We start from the raw sequence: 20,984 nt of genomic DNA, 5'->3' as shown, positions 1-20,984 counted from the left end.
CTCAACCAGGTACTGAAGCATTATTCAGTCGAGGTTCAGGGCTTGAGCGATTTTGTCCCACGGCACATATTTGAAGTTCTGATTGGTTTCAGGCATGCGTTTACGTCCATCCTGTACCACCAATATGCCTTGCTTCAATTTGCCACCAAAATTCTGTGAACTTACATCCAGCCCATCTGTTTCAGACACAGCATCAATGCCTTTGTCGGTATTAATCCCGATACGAAATACACCGCGAACTGTATAAGGCGCATCAGCCTCCATCACCACAAAACTGTCATTGCCCTGGCTTGAAACCACCAGATAACTTTGATTTTTACCGTGATAAAGTCCCATTCCCTCAATGTCATCATGCATCACATCTCCGACACCAATCACCTGCTGCATTGGAAGCTGAGTTTTTGGATTGAGATCTTTTACCCACACCGCGACATCTTCTTCCCCCAAGAAAATGCGTCCTGTAGCATCATCTACAACACAGCCTTCTGGTTGGGTTTTCACCGAAAAGCGTTGCACTTCTTCAGCGCTTAATTTTTGTTGTGTTGCCGTGATGTGGTATTGAACAAAAGTCCCGTTTTTATCGTTTGGAATCACATAGATTTCACCCTGAGCATCGCGGTACATGCAAATACCATAGATATCATCCAAAGTGGTTGGGAGCTCGCCAAGCACAGACACCTTGCCTGTTTTGGGTTGAATCGCAAAGACATGCAGGCTGTTATGATCTCGGTTTGATGCCACCGCCAGATCGACGGTTTGATTGCCCCATTTAAAACCGTGGCGTACATCAACATTATTCAAGCGCCCTACTGGCAAATACTGAACAGTTTTACCTTCTAAATCATTCACCTGTAAGCCACCTTGTTTATCTGTGGCTAAAATGCGCGATTGACTCGGCTGTGCTGCGTTATGCCAGATCGCAGGATCATCAGCTGCGTCACCTGTACTCGGCACACCTTCTGTCTGCACTTCTGCAGGAATGGTGATGATATTTTTAGACTTTGTAGTCGCCTGTGTTTCCCACTCTGCCTCTGTCACTTTTACAGTTTTATCATCTAAAATCAGCAGGGATTTATTGCTAAAATCACCTCGGATATTAAGCGTCTCTGCTTCTTTTAAATGATCCAGTTGCAAAGGAGTTAAAGCTTTCCAGTGCTGATCTTGCTTTTGATAACGGTAAAGCAAAGGTTTTTCTGCATCCAGTACTGCGATCTGATTATCTGTGATTGCAATTGCTGATGGTGAACCCTGAATTGAACCAAAGGGTTGCACGAGATCCACCGCCTGACGCACCATGTCAGCCTCAGAATGCGCTGGATATGCCCAGATGCCCGTATTCTCTTCATTAATGAACAGTTCCGCAGTGGCATCATTCACTTTGCACACAGTACTGGCAGGTGGAAAACTGAGACGGCGTACCAACTGTGGTTGAGTCAGAACTTTTTCCTGCTTTGCCACAAGCCACTGTTCTCCAATGCCTTCTTCACCCACCAGAAAAGCAAAACTCAGCCCCTGAGCATCGGTATACAGACAGACATCTTCAGACTTAAATGAACGTTTTGGGATGAAGCCTGGTTTATCCCATGCTTTATTTTTTAAATTCATGCTCATCAATTGAATTTGCTGTTGTTGCAAATCCGATGCAGCAATCAATAAATGCTCCGAACCGATCCGATAATCAAAGCGTCCGAACTGACCCTGAATCTGATGAAGTACATTCTGTTCACTATCTAAAAACTGTAGTCCTTTGTTCTTACTACTCAGTAAGACTGAAACTTCTGGCCATGCACTCAAGCTCAACCATTGTACATCCTCAGTTTTCGCCCCATTCGTGTCAATTTCACGCAATTGCAGCTTAGGTTCACTCGGTAAATCAATCTGCACTTCCGCGGATGTGAGCGGATGACTGCTCTGTGTAGCTTGAGGCATATTGTGTTGACTACATGCAGTCAACAGCAGCAAACAACTGCTTAAAATAGACAGTTTAAACAATGAAACATTCATAGAGATACTCAAAATCTGGCAAAAAATCCTCAAGGCTTTCTGCTGGAGAGAAAACCTGAGTACTGAAATTTAATTCGGTTTAAAAGTGGGTATAAGTCAGTGCCAGTTTGTAGGCTGGACCATATTCTTCATATTGCGAGTTATGAGCTTTAGAACCCGCATAGTTGTAATAGTGTTCATCCGTGATATTTTGCACATCAAACTTGAGCTGTAAGTTTTTCGATAAATTCACATGACTGCTTAAATCGAGGAATACCTGATCATCGGTATAGATGTCTTTTTCAGGTGTATCAATGTCACCCAGTTCATATAAATAATTTGATTTATAGTTTGCTGAAAGACGGACACCAAAGCGTTCATTTTCCCAGCCAATCATGGCATTGCCCACAATATCTGATTGATTTGGCATATGAATACGACGGCTCAACAACTCACCATCTTTCATTGAATCAATATCTGCTTCTGACTTGCTGAATGTGGTATTGAAACCTAACAGAAGACCATTCCATGGCGCGCTTAAATGCTCAAACTTTTGCGAGTAAGCAAACTCCATTCCATACAGTTTGGCTTGATTACCATTTTTATAGGTAATTGCCTCATCAAAGTCAGCCCACTGCCCCTTGCCTGCAATATTGGTACTGTAAATAAAGTGATCAATATCTTTATAGAATGCATAGAAGCTCACCATGCTGGCTTTGCCAAAATACTTTTCTACTCCCAGGTCAAAATTGGAAGACTCAAGTGGTTTCAGCATTGGATTACCAAATTCTGCTTCATCACCATCTATATAAACACCTGGCGCACTTTGTGCAAAATTTGGTCGCACGACACTGTTCGTCCATGCTGCACGAAGATAAGCGTTATCTGCCAGCTGATAGCGTAAATGTAAGCTCGGCAACCAGTGATCATAATCATTTTCATATCTGGTTGCAGTAATCACATCATCATTAAACTCAAACCCACGTGCTTCAAAACTGGTGTTTTCATAACGCAGACCCGCGATCACGCGCAGTTGATCAAAATCAACCGTATTCATGACATAAGCCGCCTGAATGTCTTCATTTGACTTAAAGTCGTTAATAATTGAGCCGTCTGCAACAACATAGTCGTTTGGATTTAATCCGCTGATTTTGTCTTTGATGGCATTTTCATTAATCGTGGGACCAAACTGCCCCAGTTCATAATGACTGTTGTGATTAAAGTCTGAACTGGATGTACTTAGATCTTCATACTCCCACTCATCAGTATTACTGGTTTTTTCACGCTGACTGATCTTGCCACCAAACTTCAATGCAGCAGCATAATTTCCCAGCATATAGTCTTTTAAAAAGTCTAATTTACCGTTGTATTCCTTATCGGTGGTTTTAGACTTTTCCCACGACACCGAATCCAGCTCATAGCTGGCAGCATCATAAAAATCCTGATCTGCGGTAATAACAGGTTTTTGGGTACTGTTAAAACCGACATTGCTGAACTCAGCTTTATATTTTGCTCCAGAAATACCACCTGGATTTTCTTCCGATGCTTCACTATAACCAAGCTGACCTTCCACCGCCCAGGTGCCAAAACCTTGTTTGCCGCCTAGAACAAAAGACTGTATTTCCTGCGTTTCGACACGGCTTTTTAAAGCACGAGCGGCTTCGGCATCACCCTGTTGCCCTGCAAGTTGTGGATCGGCAAATTCAGCAGACACTTCCTGACGCGATTCGGTATCTTTAAAACGACTGTATAGAGTTCTTAAATAGTATTCGCCTGTGTCATTCGGGCGGTAATCAAAATTCAACCCTGCGCCAATGCGCTCTCGCTCAATGTCATACTGACGCATTGCGGTTTCTTCAAGTGTCTCCCCATCCCAGGCACCACCTGTCTCGACATTATCTGAGCCAAATTTTCGGTTTTGATAACTGAGCGCCAGTGCGACCCCAAGATTATCTTTTCCCTCACCGACACTGAAACGGTTACTGATGGCACCAGATGCTTTCGGGCTATATTTTTCCCGTTTTTCATCATAACCACCTTCAACCGTTCCTGTGTAAAACAAACCGTCATGGTCAAAAGCCGATAAACTTTCGACCTGAACCGTACCACCCAATGAACTGGCATCCATATCAGGTGTCAGTGTTTTCACCACAGCCAAAGACTGCACCAGCTCTGAAGGTAAAACATCCAGTGCCACGCCACGGCGGTCACTTTCAGGCGCAGGAACCAAAGTACCATTGATGGTCACTGCATTCAGGTTTGCCCCTAAACCACGAACTGAAACAAAACGTCCTTCACCCTGATCACGCTCTGTAGAAACCCCTGGTATCCGTTGCAGCGCTTCTGCTGCATTGTCATCGGGTAACTGTCCTATGCCATCAGCATGTACCACACTGCTGATCTGGTCAGCACGTTTCTGTTCTTTGAGTGCTTTATCCATACTTGCAGCTTGACCAATGACCTGTACATATTCCACCGCGTTATCTTCGGCATACAGTTGGGTCATGCTGAGCATTGACAGGACCAGTGTGCTGAGCTGGAAAGCCGCACGTTTATTTCTCACTGAACGGTTATTCGCATTTTTCATTTTGTGTATCCCCTCAAGCCAAAGTGGCATGGTTTGGAGGCACAATAAAAACTGAATGTGAACATGATGTGACAGTCAAAATTTAAACCCTTCAATTTGCAGGTTTTCGAGGCTTTCTTTTGAATTAATGAGCTGATTTGATCTGTACAGAGAGTTTTTTAGCTGACGGAATGATGCATATTCACCTCAAAGACAGGGTTTTTCAGTATTTCTCTCGATCAGAATTAAAAATAGTCTGATCTGTTTTGACTCCAGTCCTTGCCATGAAACTGTCATCTGAATCTGTTTAGCTTGGGCGAAAATAAATCATTTCCCAAATGCTATGCCTAAATACTTTGCTTACTACCGCTGGCCTCTATGTTGTATGGCGATTGCCTGTAGCTTATCGCTATGGCTATTTATCCTGCTTGGTCAGGTCAAATCATTCGCAGAATGGAACTGGGTCGATATTTTAGGTGAAGGAGGGGCAACTGTTTTTATTGGCATCTGGATTTTCTTTATTATTAAAAGCCGTCCTTTGGGTCGTGTAACTAATTATATTTTTTATGGATTATGTTTTATTTTTTTCCATATGTGGATGGACAGTTTAGATGAGTTTATTCGTCTGCCCAAAGAAATCATATGGGATGCATGGCTTGAGTCCATACCTTTTCCAATTGGACTGTGCCTGTTTACCCTTGGGATTTATTTCTGGCATCAGGAAGAACTGGCAATTTCCAGACACATGCAAAAACGGGAACGAATCTATCGGGATCACCGCCTGTTCGATGCACTCACGCCTTTGGCAGATGCACATTATTTTAAAACCCAACTTAAAGTGGCTATCGAACAAAATCTGCATGAACCAAGCGATATGTCAGTTGTACTGTTGGATATGCATAATTTTAATCATATTAATCAAACATATGGATTTGAGGAAGGTACATTAATCTTACAGCACGTTTCACAATTGATCAGCCTGAACTTACGCCCGCATGATCTGCTCTGTCGCTTCGCTGGGGATCGTTTCATTATGCTTTTACCGGAGACCAGCCTTCAGCAAGCTGAAAAAATTGCTACACAGCTTGAGCGCATGCTGATGGTCAGTGCTTATTATCAGCAGGATTTATCGGTACAGATTCCCTTAAAAGCGATCACAACCTGTTGTTCAGTCGAGCAATATCAGTCTGTTCAGCAATTGTTAAGTACCTTAAATCAGCAATTGATCCAGAAGAAACAATACTATTCACCTAAGCGAGCGATGGTATGAACTTCGAATGCGACTACAGCTACATTCCTGCACATCATCAATTGTCTATTTTAATTGATTTAGCAGCCAGCCATGAAGTCGATCATCATATTCTACTCAGCGGTAGTGGTATTTTCCTGGAAGATATATTTTCAGGACAAAAGCTGATCAATCAGCAACAGTTACAGCAGGTTTTAAAAAATGCAGAACTGCATTTCCGCAATCAGGACATCAGTTTTTTATTCGGTCAGCGCAGCTTAACCACCCCCTTTAATGATGCGATTAAATCCATGCTCTATGCATCGACCTTCGATGAGGCGCTTAGCCGTTATTTAACATTTTCCGCATCCGTTTCACCGTGGCTATGCCCCCGAATCATGTATAGCCAAGACTATGTTCATATTTACTGGTTAGATGAAAATAAATTTGAAAATCGCTTTTTAATCGAAAGCGCAATGAGTGCAATACAAGCATTTAGCCGTCAACTGTATCAAACCAAGTTAGCGTGGAAATTCGAATTTAATTTTTCTGAACCGGATTATATTGAACAATATTGGACGCATTTAGGCAGTGCTTTAGAGTTTAATCGCCCGATTAACATGATGAGCCTGCCTCGTGACTTGGTCCATGAAAAACTTCCCAATGCCTCTTCGACCTTAGCTGCAATCAGTTATCAACATGCGCTGAAAGAAATGACAGCTCAAAATATTCAACAGAGTTTTTTGCTCAGTTTGCATCAATACTTCATGCAAAATATTCAAAATAATATTCAACTTGAACAAACTGCTGATTATTTTCAAATGAGTTCTGCCACCTTAAAACGTAAACTGAAAAAGCATCAGACCCATTTTCAGGCGCAACTCGATCAAAGTCGTTTGCATACCGCCATCATTTTATATCGTGTGCATGGTTTTAAAACTGAACAGATTTCTCAGTATTTACAAATTAACGATGCCACTAATTTTCGACGTGCGTTTAAGCGTTGGAGTGGTTTAACAGTACAAGCGGCACAGTCCTAACCGCTTATTCCCCCCCCCAAAAAAAATCACGAATATTGCTGTTGTAACGCCGAAATTAAAAGTCAAAAACTCATCAGTTAATCACTAAAGTCCGCATAGTCACGTTCGCTGTATTTTTCTGTTTGCGTCCAAGGTGTAGCAACATGTTGGCCAATTTTGCGCACGGTAAAGGTTTTGGCATAGCCTGAGGTCGGTTTGAGCAATTCATATTTTTGAACCAGTTGATCCTGTTCATTCCATATAATATTCAACGTTTGCCCAGCACTGCGTATTTGATAATGCGCTAACTTCGGATCACGTTGAATCAATTGTGCTCGCTTTAAAATGTCAGGATGAATCAAACTATATTCACAGCGCCAACAGTTTTTCATCCCTAGCATTTCCTGGTCAACATCCTGCAATTGCACCCGCATTTTTTCATCTGGCAAAATATAAAAACGCTGAAACGGACTTTCTACGTTTGCTTGCCCGACTACATCTTTGCGCTGCATCCACTGAATTGCACTGTCAAAACTCACATGCTCATGGGTGTCTGTTTTGGCAGACACATGAGTGTTGCTATGTGTCTGGGCTTCGTCAGCATGCGTTTGTGTGTTTAAACGTTCAATCCAAATATTTTGCTCATCTCGAATTATTTTCTCACTGTATTTTTGAATTGTCGTGACCCCATTGGCATCCAACCGTTCAATCTGATAATCAATACGATATTCATCGGCCGACCATACCCATGGACTGAGCAAACTGAAAGACAATGCTAAGAATTTCATTTTGAATTTGAACGGCCGTATAAATCTTGTATCCATTAGAATCCAAACGCCTTTTTCAATTGCTCAAATACCCATGTATTTTCTTGTGTGCCTTTGAATAGATTTGAATTCTTTCCTTCAGCAAACAGCATCACATCTCCGCCGCCATGTGTTTCGCTTTTCGTCAGTTGTACCCCGACTTCTTGTTTATAGTCGTCAGCAAAGGCTTGCTCGTTGCTAATACTGTCACGAATATCTAAACGTTTACCCGTACCATTTCCAAAAACAAGCGTCGTTCCTGTTGCCCCATTTACATCGCGGTATGGATTATGTACTTGGCCATCAGCCAGCACTTTGCTGTAAGCATTTTGCTCTTTTGCAATATTATAGTCATAGCTCAGCCCCAAAATACCTGGATTAGTTTCCGTCGTTTGACCCGTTCGTGCGGCATAACCATTAAAGGTCATCACATGGTCATGGTCTGCCGTCACTACAATCAAGGTATTGCTCAAATCCACTTTATCCAGTGCAGTTTGAATTGCATCATTAAATGCCTTGGTTTCCTGCAATGCCCGTTTGGCATTATTGGCATGTAGCGCATGGTCAATACGCCCACCCTCAACCATCAAGAAATAGCCTTGTCCATGACTCTGTGCTTGCAGTGCATCAATCGCTTTACTGGTCATCGCCGCCAGACTCGGTTCAGTCTCTATATTCTTCTTGAGTCGATCCAAATCAAAATTTAAATGCGACTGTGTGGAGAATACGCCGAAAATTTTCTGAGTATTGACCGTCTGTGCCAAATCACTTTGGCTTAAAACGGTTTGATAACCCTGCTGTTTAAACTCTGCCAATAAATCACGACCATCCAAGCGCCCTTTGGGGTTAGAGACTGCATCATAAGGCGTCCAATGATTTAAGCCGCCTCCCATAAGGACATTAATGCCATCCAATAAGTTTGGATTATAAGCTTTACCTTTTGGAACAGCTTGAAGCGCTATATCGTATTGCGCATCACGGTGACAGATATGTGCATAGGTTGCCGCAGGTGTGGCATGGGTGAGTTCGGTCGTCGTCACTACGCCAACCGCTTTACCCTGCTTTTTTGCCAGTTCTAAAATACTTAACGCAGGCATCCCTGCGACCATACTACTACCCTGTTCTGGACAACGGTTGATGGCATTCGCTAAGCTTTTGCCATTCGGCAATTTTCCTTCTTCAGGTTCGACCGCAACCGTTCCTGTTGTCATGGCAATCACTTCATTTTTATTTTTCTGCCCAGTCATATAGGCGCCCATAGAGGGAGCGCTATCTGTGGTTTGACCATCCTCAGAATAGGTTTTAATCCTTGCTGCGTGCTTCATGCTGTCCATGGCCAGTTTGCCATTTTCCCCCACAGCATAAATACGACTTGCCGTCACTGTGGTTGGTCCCATGCCATCGCCTAAAAAGAATATAACGCTTTTCGTCGGTGTAACTGTGGTGTCCGCAGCATACAAAGCACTTGAAGAAATCGACGCTGTAAGCAGAAGCATCATGTATGGGATGGTTTTTAAAGTATGTTTCATGTGATATCCCTCTGCTATAAGCCTGTGATCTTACGAATGAGGTGATTGACCTCAATATTTTCAAGGCTACCTGAGAACTGATCGGCTCCCTGACCAATAGCACCTAAAAACACATCTGCACCGCCATGCGTTTCTTTATCTTTATAGCCCGTTTGAATCACAGCTTCTTGTTGGAAATCATCCGCAGCAGTGCCCGTACACCAACCCGTTTCAGCCAAAGGATAGGTGAAACTATATTTTTCACCTTGTGGTGCCCTTGGCCCTTGTACAGGATGACAGACATCAGTGTCTTTTAAGTTCAGTACCAAGTCATCCATACGGTTTTGAGTGGGGCGTTTTTTGCCCGTACCAAAACCGATAATCGGATAAGGTTGACCATGAATATCTTGAGCAAAGCCCGCTTGATCATAGTTTTTTACCAATCCAAGCACACTGGTTTCCTTACCTTCGACGTATTTTCCTGTACGCTTGGCATAACCATTTAAAACCAAGGTGTGATCATGGTCGGCTGTGATTACAATCAGTGTATTTTTAAGTTCAGGATCACTTTGTTTAAGCTTTTGAATGGTTGCTTCTAAAGCATCATTTAAGGCAATCGTGTCTTGTAAAGCACGTTTGGCATTGGTGTCATGCAGCGCATGATCTATACGCCCGCCCTCCACCATCAGGAAAAAACCTTTTTTATTTTGCGTCAGGATGTCTAAAGCAGACAGCGTCATTTGCTTAAGACTCGGCTCTACCAAGTTTTTCTTGGTGCGATCCAAGTCGTAATTTAAATGGCTGTTATTAAATAAACCCAATAATTTTTCATTTTTCGCCAGTTGCACTTGGGACAGTTGGTTTTCATCAAAAACCACGCGGTAGCCTGCCTTTTGCATCTCGGTAATTAGATTGCGCCCATCAGTACGTTCTCCACCTGCATCTTTAGGCAAAAATTGACGCTTACCTCCACCTAAAACCACATCGACTCCATCTTTGAGTTTGAGGTTATAGCGTTGATAATCATCGCCTTTTGAACTCGGGACCAACTGTGATGCAATGTCATTTTCAGCATCACGGTGGCATATATGCGCATAAGTCGATGCTGGTGTGGCATGCGTGATCCGCGTTGTGGTCACAACCCCTGTCCCCCAGCCCTTTGCTTTGGCTAATTCAAGTAAAGTCTGTGTGTTTTGCTTATTTTTGTTTTGCGGGTTACTAGCGCACTGGTTATTCCCTACTGAGTCAGGTTCAACCGTAATTGTCCCTGTCTGCATCGAGATCACCTCGTTTTTCATCTTCACACCGGTCATGTACGCGCCCATCGAAGGTGCGCTGTCCGTGACTTGCGCATCTTCAGAAAAGGTACGAACAAAAGCAGACTCAGGCAGCCGATCAATCGCCAACTGACCATCTTCACCAACAGCATAAATACGTGAAGCGGTAAGCGTGGTGATGCCCATACCATCACCCAAAAAAAAGACCACACGTTTCGGTTGTTGGACTTTTTCTTGTTGGAGCTGTTGCTCTGTATTGGCTTGTTGATTTCGCGTTATCGTAGTAGTTTGACAAGCGGTAAGCAATAAAGCGCTGAAACTTATACATACCACGCTGATTGTTTTTAATTGGAATTTTTCAAGAGAACCGAGCATGGCATCAACCCATCTAAAGATGGCTGAACCATACGCCGCAGATATTTAAATAAGATGACATTTAACTACTTTTTCATTTACTTGCTAAAATAGTTCAATCAGCTTCCATACACTTTCTATATTTGACTGAAAATACTGTCTGAAACATATTTAATAAAATTGATCAAACCAATGCATAAATTAAAAATCAAAGAAAATAGCTTAGGCCATATTGACCCTAAACAAAATCGAGTGATTACCACACATGGCTTCCGCTCTTCATTCCGTGACTGGTCGGCAGACAGAACCGAGTATCCTCGTGAAGTCTGTGAGCACGTGCTTGCCCATAAATTGCCAGATGAAGTTGAAGCTGCTTATTTACGTGGAGCTTATCTTGAAAAACGTAAATCTTTAATGGCTGATTGGGCTAAATTCTGTAGTACACAGTTTTATTAGACTGCATTCGTTAAAAACGAAACTAGACAAAAATATTTTACGCAAAATTTAGTTACTATTTTTTATACCTATTCCTGACTTCTAATTTTCTGTGATCCAATAAAACGATTTAGACCGATACCTTTTATCTTTGAACGACCTTTTGTAGAGGAAAAGTATGGGTCACCATGAAATTTAAAAACGTAATTTTTTGAGTCCCTCTGCTGAATTATGGGTTCACCAACATTTGCTCTTTGCATCAATCTTCGTAATAAATTTTTTTCACGTTTGGTAGGCTCTTCCGTAAATTCAGAGTGGTATTTATTACGCCAATCGTAGTCAAAAAATTTTTCTATATCAGGAAAAAGTAAACGCTGGACGCACCTCATCAAAGGACTCTGTTTTGTTGTAAATTACGTTTAGTTTTTTTGAAAATTCACACAATAAAAATATCCATTCAACTACAACTCACCCCTGTATATTTACAGGATATTATATTCGTGTATATTAATGATATATCTAATAATTGCCAAAAAGTCCGTACTAAAATAACGCATAAGTATGTACACTTTGGATCGGAGCATGTAGGCTAAAATTTACAAGAATAATCAACCAAAATATTAGGATAGAGAAATCATGGATACCGTAGTGGAACATTCTGAAAATACCACGGTAGGGGATCAAATCAAAATCGTATATGACCTGGAAAAGTATATATTTGAAAAAATCTATTCTACTCCACCCTTCAGTTTCAACGAGTCTATCAGGATGGCCGTTGATTTCGAAATGCTTAAAACAATAATATATGCATTACACGATGAAGGGCTATTTAAAGAATCGAATGAAGATCGAATAAAAAGATTATGTAAGGATCCTGTGCAAGTACCTATTCCTTGTAAAAAAGGTGACAATAAAGTTGAAAAACTGGACTTTGAATATTTCCCTAAACATTATCATGAAATCATTTCAGACATAAAAAGCTATCGATCCGCCATCGAAACTAAAAATTATACGCAAGCAAAAATTATATATAAGAGCTTACTCCAGCAATACTCAAAACATCGTGATTGTTACGTAGTCGAATTATTACCTGAAAGCCTTCAAAACACGATCGATAAAATTCAACTCAGCTATCTTTCACAAGAACCTGATGAAATCAAAGAAAAAGCTTATATCGACTTTGTTAAAGAATTTATCAAGAAATACGAATATGATCATTTGTCACTTTGGAATGCGTTAAAGTTTTCAAGACAGGATCAGAATACGCTCAAGGAATTGTCTTTTCTTTCATTTCGATTCATTGGTCCATTAAAAAATAAGTTTGCTATACGCCAACACAATTCGAAGATCCAGTCCCTGAAACCCAAAAAAAATATACTGTTCGAACAACTTATGGAGTATCTGGACAAAAAAGCGACAGCATATGTACGTGAGATTTTAATGCAAACGTATGATCACAAAGAAAAAATATATATAAAACAACAAGAAAATATTGACAAACTTTTACGGACTAACTTTAAAAAATATCAGACAAAGATATTAAACAGAAAACAACAGGCTAAAATTATTGCTAAGATTAAAACTAAATTTACACCTCAAATAATAGAAATATTAGAAGACAAACAGGAGAAAAAACAGCAACAGCTTGATTTTAAAGTGCAACTGCAAGAGCACATTGTGCGAAATCTGACAAATTCGTCAACAGGAACTATAAGCAGTGAGCCTGTTTATGACCCGTACTTATTTACTCCTACTGCATCTATCCATGGCACAAATACTCTAACTGAACTAAAAACAAAAGCCACCCGAAATAAATCTGCTAAAAAGCAAAAAAGTTTTCAGAATCAGGAGCATCCAACTACTCAGCTTAAAAGAAATTTTATTGGTGATACTAAAAGGATGCTAAAAAAGAATCATGAAATCTATCAGTCTTTGAAAAACCTTCTAAATGATTAAGTTCATCATTTCACACTGAGAAATATATTGGCTCCACGCACTTCCTGCATCAAGTGTATTTTCATTCAAGTACCGTCTATTCGTTGGTTCAACACCTTCCCGATTGAACCAACGCTATAGAAGGAAATCTAAATGTCTACTATCCAAAACACAGTACAAATGCTGCGTCTACATGAGCTGATTAAACTGATCGGTTTATCTCGGTCATCCATTTATGACCGACTAAACCGGCGGTCTAAACGCTATGATCCGGACTTCCCTAAACCAGTGAAGTTAAATAATGCTTCACGGTGGTTACTGTCTGAAGTTGAAGCGTGGATTAAAAGTAAAATTTCATACCGCGATCAAGCCGATTCGGTGAGCTAATTCTGTACTTATAAATTCAAAACATAATGCAGCTGTGCAATGCATTCTGAAATTATAAGTATGGCTAGGCTATCATTTTAATTTTCAATGAATTACGGTCTTATATATTTACTATTACTCTATATTTATAAATCACAGAATATTCTATGTATTTATAGATGATCAGAAGTCTCAAAGTATTCAGCTACATCAATGTTCATGTTACCCGACAAGTTATTGATGTATTGGCAATACTGGTGAAGTAATTACGATCATAGTTTATTCTAAATTAGCTGAACCAATCTTACATCCCATCATGGATACTGCGCTAAACAGTATCCATTGGATGCCTATACCCAGAATACTGATCACAGTTGCGCTTTTAACTTTAAATCGAGTTTAATTTATATGCGCATTATAAATGTAAATGCTGGTCGACATATGGGAACACATGACCAATGGCTCCAGCAATTTGAAACCGAACTGCAAATTACTCCAGTCAACGATGGTTATAAAACCACCTTTTTAGTAAATTCACAGGATAACATCCTAGCTCCTGCTATAGGGAAAGCTAAACTGGTCAAACAGTTCAAAAAACGTAACTTCCCTGAAGTCACAACTGAAACGAAAATACTATCGAATGGTCGCTATGGCTTTGCCGTCAAACACCCTGCTCAAATGAGTAATTTACCTTCTGATATTGCAGAACTTATAAACTATTCTACGCTTTCAGACATTATAAAGGGTCTTGATATTCAAGCATTTGATTATGCACTAAGCCAGATGTCAGAGGATGAATTAGATCTTCTACGTAATGGCACACCTCTACCTTCCAGTCTAAAGGAGAATTTGCTCCCGTACATTAATGCAATAAATAAGTTTATTGGATTAATTCGTGCCTTTTTTCGTCGCCCGAACATCAGACGCAAAGTTTATGATGAGCGGAAGAATCTGAAAAAAAATAAGTCTCGAATGATCGAAATGTTCAACTCTTTAATTGAACGGTATTCGCGTGTAGTCGTTGTTCGACTTGATTTATATCTCAAACATAAACCTGAAACATTACTGCAAACCTGTTTCAAAGCTGAAGATTGTTTGTCTAAAAATGATTTTGATGCATTTAAAAAGTGTGTTGAACAACTACTAGAAAACAAGCGGCATAATCCTGTGTTGAAACAAGCCATCGGTTATATTTTTCGTTTTGAATATACGCCAAGACGTGGATTCCACTTGCATACATTCTGGTTTTTCAATGGGAATAAAAATCAGGAAGACATTAGCCTCGCACAAGGAATTGAGAAACTATGGAAAAAAGTGACCAATGATCAAGGTTATGCCTACATCTGTAATATGCGGAAGCATACTTACGAAAACTGTTTTTTAGGCACGATTGAATACAACCAATCGCAGAAAAGAAAGTGGCTTGAAGATGGCTTTGATTATCTCTGTAAAACCAGCCAGTTATTCATTTTCAGCAACATGAAAAATGGACGACGTTTCCAGATTAGTCAGCCTTTAAAACCACAGACTCGTGGTCGTCCGAGAAAAAACCACCTAGAACTCAATGCCTTTGCGGGAGATGAAGCATGATTAGATTACAGCCTGACGAATCCTATGCATCTCTACTCAGTACTCACCATATCACTCAAGCGTATATCCAGCCTTTTATTGGCTATATACCCAATAATCGCCCTCCTGTTGGCTTGGATGATTATCTGAAGTTGTATTCTATGATTACTGAAAATAAGACTTTTAAGATTATCTCTAAACAACCAACTTACGACTATCTGGTGCCTCATGTTTATCTAACGCCCAAGGGTGTTAATTTACTCAAGATTATTCAAGATATTCCGATTAATCCTTTTCTGACGGGTAAATTTTCAGACGTGATCATCAGACCAGAGATCAAGCTGATGGTTGATTTGCTGTATAAGCATGCACTCATCAACTTTCCACTTGGATTGTATCAACAGTTTGAAGCAGTTGTTGATGGGTTCTGTCAGGATCTAAAAGTGAGATCTAAAACACGAGATTTTATGAGCTTGAAAAATCACTGGGATTCTTCATTTGGCAATTCTAGAAAGGCTTATAATCGTTTTGAAGAAGCTGTCTTATGTAACAATCCAATGTTTCAGGTTCATTCATTGCTTGTTTCTGCTGAGTTTATGGATGTTGATGATTTTTCAATGGATCAGAAAACATTTAGTCCTGTGACTGTTGAGGATATGCTGCGTGCCACGTCAGGTAAAATTATCGAAGCAGTCTGGGCCAACAATGCTGAGAATCACACTCTAGGTATTTTGTCGAAACAGGAAACGACTATTCGAGGTTTTAGGAGTATTCGGCTCATATTTTTTGTAGCACGCGAAGATACCGACTTTACCCCTTTTGCGGAATCTCAGCTCTATACAGATGTTGAACCTTTTGTATTCCGAGAAGGTAAAACCAGTGTTGCGTGGAGTGATATTACCTGCATGAACTCAGGGGTAGAGCCTTTGGTTTATGGTATAGAATCCAATTTTTACGATACAAATCAGAACTACATTGGGATGCGACTTACCACTTTAAAATACAGTTTGATTGGTCCTGAATATTGGGTTCGGTTCAAGTACACCAACACAACGTTTAAAGTCGAAAAAAGTTCATATTAATCAATTATTTTATGATTAATAACATTCGCGTAACCCTGAAAGTTTCGGCTTTCGGGTTATATCTGCTGACCTTAGTGTATTAGTTCAGACTTAATCTGACAGCCTCAATCAAATATCGTCAACTGTCAGATTAAGTTTGGTTCACTACAATTTATAAGTTAATGCTAGAAGTAGACTACTACCACCCTCCTAGACAAATATCGCCTATTGCTATGCCTCTTATTTATATTAATTTAATCAGTTCTTTGCTTAGATCAGTGCTTGGTTTCAACATATCATCCGCCAGAGCTCGTTTACTTGATAAAAGTCGGTCTAATTTTATCTCAAAAGTATCAAAATCATTTGCTGCTATTGATGGGTAGTAAACAAAAACTTCTTTATCTTGTCCTATACGATACGCACGGTCAGTTGCCTGATCCTCCTTGGCAGGATTCCAACTGCGCGTATAATGAATGACATGATTAGCTTTTTGGATATTAACGCCAAAGCCTACAGCAGTGGTTGATAAAATAATCACATTAAAACCACTAGTTGCTTGGAATCTATCAATAAGGTTTTGCCGTGTTAAACCTTTTTTGCTACTTGTATTTGAATCCCCATTAACGGTTGTAACATTTAAGCCGAATCGTTCTAGAAGAATCCGTTTCAGGAATACTTGAATATCTCTAAATTCAGTGAAGATAATAACTTTTTCATTCTTTGCCTTAATTGCTTCTAATGTTTTAATCAACCAATCTACTTTAGGTGATTCATGAATTGAAGCATTCGGTTGCAATTGGAATGGATGTGCACAAATCATTCGCATACTGTGCAGTGATGCCAACATCGCACCTTGATTACCTTCTTCTGACAACCTCCTGTAGCGATTAATTACATCGGCATATAAGTGACGTTGAAGTGAAGAAATCGTAATATTTTTACAATGATCTACTTCAATTTTTTCTGGTAAGTCAGCAACATCATGTTTCATCCGTCTTAAAACTTGTGGTGCAATCAAGTTCCGTAATTGTTCCAATACTTCATTATCCACATTCTCAATATTTTCTATAGGACGACGATAAGTTTTTCCAAATTCATTCAATGAACCTAGCAAATTTTCTTGTATAAAATCAAATAAGCACCATAAGTCAGTGAGTGAATTTTCCACTGGAGTACCAGTACATGCTATTTTAAAGTCTGCCTTTTGAGCTTTAGCCGCTTTTGTCACCATAGCCGTAGGTACTTTAATTTTTTGTGCTTCATCGCAAATCATAATCCCCCAATCAACTCGCGCTAAAGAAAACTCTAGATCACGCATCGTTTCATAGGTTGTGAGGACGATATCCGCATCACCTAACCACTCTTCTTCAAGCAAATGCGTAATACCGTGATCGTCTCTCAATTGAGCAGAAATTAAATGCTTGGGAATTTTTCGATCTTTTAAATTCTCACCATATAGACTTAGGATCTTAGCAAATTTAGCACTGAAGAACCGTTTTGCTTCTGCCTCCCAGTTTTCTAACAATGAAACTGGAGCAACCACTAAAACTGGTTTTTTATCTTTCGCATTTTCTAAATATTCACCAATAAAGCACAACAATTGCAGGGTCTTCCCCAATCCCATATCGTCTGCTAAAAGACAGCCACTTACCTGTTCCGGTGCATATTGATGTAGATTCTGCAACCATGCAACTCCATACTCCTGATGCGGTTTTAAACCAAATTCCTGACTTCTGAAACTTGAAGGCAATCTAGCTGGGGGATGGTTCTTCTCATCAAAAACCAATTTATCTGCTCGCTGTTTAGTAAACTCGGCTTTATCAATGTTATTCGCAATGAGTAAGGTATCTTTCTTTTTTTTCTGTAAATTAACCGTAGGTTCTTCTAATGTTTCAATAGGTTCTTTTCTATTTGAATCGCTCAGACTATTTAATAATTTTTTAGCGTCATCTAGTGAGACTTCAGTGTTCGCATTAGGAATTAGAACCTGATCTTTACCTTCTTGCTCAGCCTGTTTGATACGCTGTTCAAGCACCTCTATTGCTTCATTAGACAAGCGATCTTGTAGTTGTTCTTCCAACTCCATGAGATGCTGTGGTAACCACTCTGATTCACCACTGTCTCTTTGAATAAACTCAGAGTTAAGTTTTTGTGCCTCACCAATACCAATAACCCGGTCACTGTAATTGGATAAATCCAACACTTGTTGTGCTTGTAGCTCATCTTCATATTTTTGGATTTCTGTTAGATCACTTTTTAACTCTTGAACCTGATGATCCAAATAGCTCGTTTTATCAATTGTATAACCCGCCCACATGAAAATTGGTGATGGCTTTTCATAAGCAGAGATAAAATATTTTGTTTGCTCTAGAGTGGAGAGTTCCAACAGAATCGATTGTTGTTCACGGCCAGAATTTTCGTTGAGAGTTAATTGAGCAGAAACATAATGTCCTAACTCATTATAAAATTTATCTATCTGTAAGCTGTAACTATAGATTTCTGCATCTTGCTTTGATTTTTCAAAACCTTCAGGAGAGATGACCTCTGTGGCATCATCTCCTAATTGCGCGAAGGGGTTATGCAAAAATGTTTGAGCACGCTCACCAGATACACGTCTATTCGGCATCTTTTTAATTTCACTCAGTACATTTTTGACTTGAGGATCAATGACTACATGAGCCACCCCTCCATCTGGTAAGCTAATGCTATATTGATCTTGTACCTGATTATAGTGGTCAAAAGTTTGCAACCAATTTGACGGCGCCTCCTCAAAGGAGGGTTGTACTTCTACAACTGATTCCTGACTAATCAGGTTCTTACGTAGATTTAATTGTAATTTTTCAGGTGCAAGTACCACGGTCTTACGAAGAAACTCATCTAAATTTGCCTGACTTCGATTAGCTAAACTTCGTATTTGAGCCCAATACTTTTGATTGAGCTTATTATCTTTATTTGAAATACGAGCAAATTCTTTAATTTTTTCTAAAAGCTTCCAAGTCGTTTCATTCAGTAAATATTCTTGACCATCAACATTCAGTACCGCACCTATTCGTTTAATTAGGCCTTTAGACTTAATCCTATTTTGATCACACCATCCATCCAGAATGATTTTAAAATCAGGATCACTTAATCCTCCCTCACTACGAATCACTGGATGTAAAGTTGTTGGACTAGGTAGGTTGAGTAAATTAAGTACGTTACTATGTTCGGGATCTTGCTGAAGCTGAAACAGCTCCTCCCATGGCAATACATACTGATCATCCATGAGATAGGCGATATCTTCTTCTTCTAGACTTTCCCAATAAAAATCAGCGTCATTTTTAGCATTCTGTTGATAAGGATAAATCAATCCAACGTCATCACATTGTAAAGACTTTATACTCGCCATCAAGTCATCTTCAACAACAGAGTCAGTGCTTTTTTTCCTTTTCCAGAATGTTAATTTCATAACTATCTCTTAATAACGGTTTTTATGATTAGGCTGGTACTTATTCATTTGACGTAGATTAGCAAAAATTCCTAATTCCGCTAAACGCTGATCAAATCTTTCTCCCCAATTACCAATATGTCCTAACTTATCAATATAACCTTTATGATGGTAATTTTTTAAAGCTTTGACATGTGTTTTTGGGGAGCTTTCTATATAAGGAAATTCATTAAATAAGAAACAAGCATTACCAGTGTCTGAAAAATCAATAACAAAAACATTATCTATTTTCAATAAGAATGCATTATTAGAAGGAGTGGAACCTATCAGTTCTTTTAAGCGACCTTTATTTAAATTACGAAAACTTTTATGTTCATGCCGTTGCGAATATAGTGCCTCAGGACCAAGATAAATTTGAGAAAAAGAGATTTTATCAATAAATTTGATCCAGTAATTAAAGCGATTTACATCAGCCGTACGACTAAATAGCGTAAAGAATGCTTCTAAATCTGCCCTTACAAACCACTGAACCACCATTTTTTTGGTATCAGCATTTACGTTATTCCATCCCGCTGAAGATTCATACTGAGGATTACCCCATTGATCCAATGCTAGATGTTTTAATACCTCATGTACTTTCTCTCTCTGAGAGAAACTAGCATACCGTTCTAGAAGCGCAGCTAAAATATCCGTCGCATATATTTTATTTTTTTCAAGCAATACTAAAAAACGTGGGATAATTTGAAAATACTCATCTTCTTTCATTGTCTTGATCGACTTAATTGCAGATCGAATCAAATCATCCCAAAACCAACTAACCGAAGCTATTCTTAAACTTTCTAATTGATTAGCAACTCTGTTTTCATCATTATCTTGTAAAAATTCAAGTACAAATTTTTTCGTAGGTTCTGTGGTTAAAACCTCTGAATTATCTATAAGAGTCGTCATCCATTTTTTAGGCCGAGTTGAAGCTTTAAATATCGAAGATTTATTTTCATCTAGTATTTTTCTTAACTGAATCCACTTACTAGGTAAGTTTTCTAGTTCATGTTGCTCAAAAGCAAAATAACTATACAACAGTGGAAAATAAACAAACTGGAGTTGGTCAATTCCCAATTGGTTGAAATAATCAATTAATCTTACACCTACAGGTGTGAATAAAAGTTTTTCTTCATAATTGGGCAGTTTTTTACTGAGAGACCAAGCCAAATTTTTCCAATCTCGTTTAGTCATCCCATCAAACCCATGTTGTTCAAGTTTGAGAACTGATTTGATAATTTTTTCTTCTAATGGTTGTACATTTTCAAGATCATCGAGTTTATGCTCAATAATCGACAATGTTTTCATTAAACGCTGAGGTCTAACAAATTTAGTCTGTAAATGAGTTGGTTCAGAAAATACACTTATTTTTTCTTCAAGACGACGTTTCAGATTCGCAATACTCATCACT

13 protein-coding genes and 1 pseudogene are annotated in these 20,984 nt (G+C 39.3%); 7 read left to right on the top strand and 7 right to left on the bottom strand.

The window, feature by feature from the left end; genetic code table 11:
• Positions 1–24: 24 nt before the first annotated feature.
• Positions 25–2,004 carry a phytase gene (locus CDG61_RS05920; protein ID WP_087550746.1) on the bottom strand — a complete coding sequence of 660 codons (1,980 nt, stop codon included), beginning with the start codon at positions 2,002–2,004 and terminating at the stop codon, positions 25–27.
• A 79-nt stretch (positions 2,005–2,083) separates the two neighbouring features.
• Positions 2,084–4,570, bottom strand: coding sequence for a TonB-dependent receptor (locus CDG61_RS05915; RefSeq protein ID WP_087550745.1), 2,487 nt, complete (start codon positions 4,568–4,570; stop codon positions 2,084–2,086).
• A 322-nt stretch (positions 4,571–4,892) separates the two neighbouring features.
• Between CDG61_RS05915 and CDG61_RS05910 the strand changes: the two genes are divergently transcribed.
• Together CDG61_RS05910 and CDG61_RS05905 are read left to right on the top strand one after the other, a co-directional pair.
• Positions 4,893–5,819, top strand: a complete 927-nt coding sequence (locus tag CDG61_RS05910; protein WP_087550744.1) for a diguanylate cyclase domain-containing protein — start codon at positions 4,893–4,895, stop codon at positions 5,817–5,819.
• A gap of 41 nt (positions 5,820–5,860) precedes the next feature.
• Entirely contained in the window at positions 5,861–6,817 is a 957-nt protein-coding gene (locus CDG61_RS05905; protein ID WP_228199620.1) for a helix-turn-helix transcriptional regulator, read from the top strand.
• Between the two features lie 77 nt (positions 6,818–6,894).
• On the opposite strand, the gene CDG61_RS05900 is transcribed toward CDG61_RS05905, so the two are convergent.
• The 3 genes from CDG61_RS05900 to CDG61_RS05890 are packed head-to-tail and all read right to left on the bottom strand — an operon-like array spanning position 6,895 to position 10,762.
• Complete coding sequence (locus tag CDG61_RS05900) at positions 6,895–7,620, bottom strand: hypothetical protein (protein ID WP_087550742.1); 726 nt, start codon at positions 7,618–7,620, stop codon at positions 6,895–6,897.
• Positions 7,620–9,131, bottom strand: coding sequence for an alkaline phosphatase (locus CDG61_RS05895; RefSeq protein WP_087550741.1), 1,512 nt, complete (start codon positions 9,129–9,131; stop codon positions 7,620–7,622). Before CDG61_RS05895 ends, CDG61_RS05900 begins: the two co-directional genes overlap by 1 nt.
• Positions 9,132–9,145: 14 nt before the next feature.
• Positions 9,146–10,762, bottom strand: a complete 1,617-nt coding sequence (locus CDG61_RS05890) for an alkaline phosphatase (protein WP_087550740.1) — start codon at positions 10,760–10,762, stop codon at positions 9,146–9,148.
• A 150-nt stretch (positions 10,763–10,912) separates the two neighbouring features.
• Here CDG61_RS05890 and CDG61_RS05885 point away from each other — a divergent pair.
• The 5 genes and pseudogenes from CDG61_RS05885 to CDG61_RS05860 all read left to right on the top strand — a co-directional run.
• Positions 10,913–11,197 (top strand): annotated as a pseudogene (locus CDG61_RS05885) (integrase); the annotation flags it as partial.
• 615 nt (positions 11,198–11,812) lie between these two features.
• A complete protein-coding gene (locus CDG61_RS05875; protein WP_087550739.1) occupies positions 11,813–13,132 on the top strand; it encodes a hypothetical protein in 1,320 nt (439 codons plus the stop codon).
• 132 nt (positions 13,133–13,264) lie between these two features.
• Positions 13,265–13,498 (top strand): helix-turn-helix transcriptional regulator, encoded by a 234-nt coding sequence (locus tag CDG61_RS05870; RefSeq protein ID WP_087550738.1) that lies wholly within the window; start codon positions 13,265–13,267, stop codon positions 13,496–13,498.
• Between the two features lie 420 nt (positions 13,499–13,918).
• Positions 13,919–15,067 carry a YagK/YfjJ domain-containing protein gene (locus CDG61_RS05865; RefSeq protein ID WP_228199619.1) on the top strand — a complete coding sequence of 383 codons (1,149 nt, stop codon included), beginning with the start codon at positions 13,919–13,921 and terminating at the stop codon, positions 15,065–15,067.
• The gene (locus CDG61_RS05860; RefSeq protein WP_087550736.1) at positions 15,064–16,128 is read left to right on the top strand and encodes a hypothetical protein; all 1,065 of its coding nucleotides are present in this window, start codon (positions 15,064–15,066) and stop codon (positions 16,126–16,128) included. Before CDG61_RS05865 ends, CDG61_RS05860 begins: the two co-directional genes overlap by 4 nt.
• Positions 16,129–16,351: 223 nt before the next feature.
• On the opposite strand, the gene CDG61_RS05855 is transcribed toward CDG61_RS05860, so the two are convergent.
• Together CDG61_RS05855 and CDG61_RS05850 are read right to left on the bottom strand one after the other, a co-directional pair.
• Positions 16,352–19,555: a DEAD/DEAH box helicase gene (locus CDG61_RS05855; protein ID WP_087550735.1), complete on the bottom strand. Its 3,204-nt coding sequence runs from the start codon at positions 19,553–19,555 to the stop codon at positions 16,352–16,354.
• A 9-nt stretch (positions 19,556–19,564) separates the two neighbouring features.
• Positions 19,565–20,980 (bottom strand): EH signature domain-containing protein, encoded by a 1,416-nt coding sequence (locus CDG61_RS05850; protein WP_087550866.1) that lies wholly within the window; start codon positions 20,978–20,980, stop codon positions 19,565–19,567.
• Between the last annotated feature and the right edge of the window lie 4 nt (positions 20,981–20,984).

It is taken from the genome of Acinetobacter sp. WCHAc010052, assembly GCF_002165295.2.
GTDB classification, from domain to species: Bacteria; Pseudomonadota; Gammaproteobacteria; order Pseudomonadales; family Moraxellaceae; genus Acinetobacter; species Acinetobacter chinensis.
The sequence above is the reverse complement of the archived record's forward strand: the minus strand, read 5'-3'. Positions and strand labels throughout refer to the sequence as shown.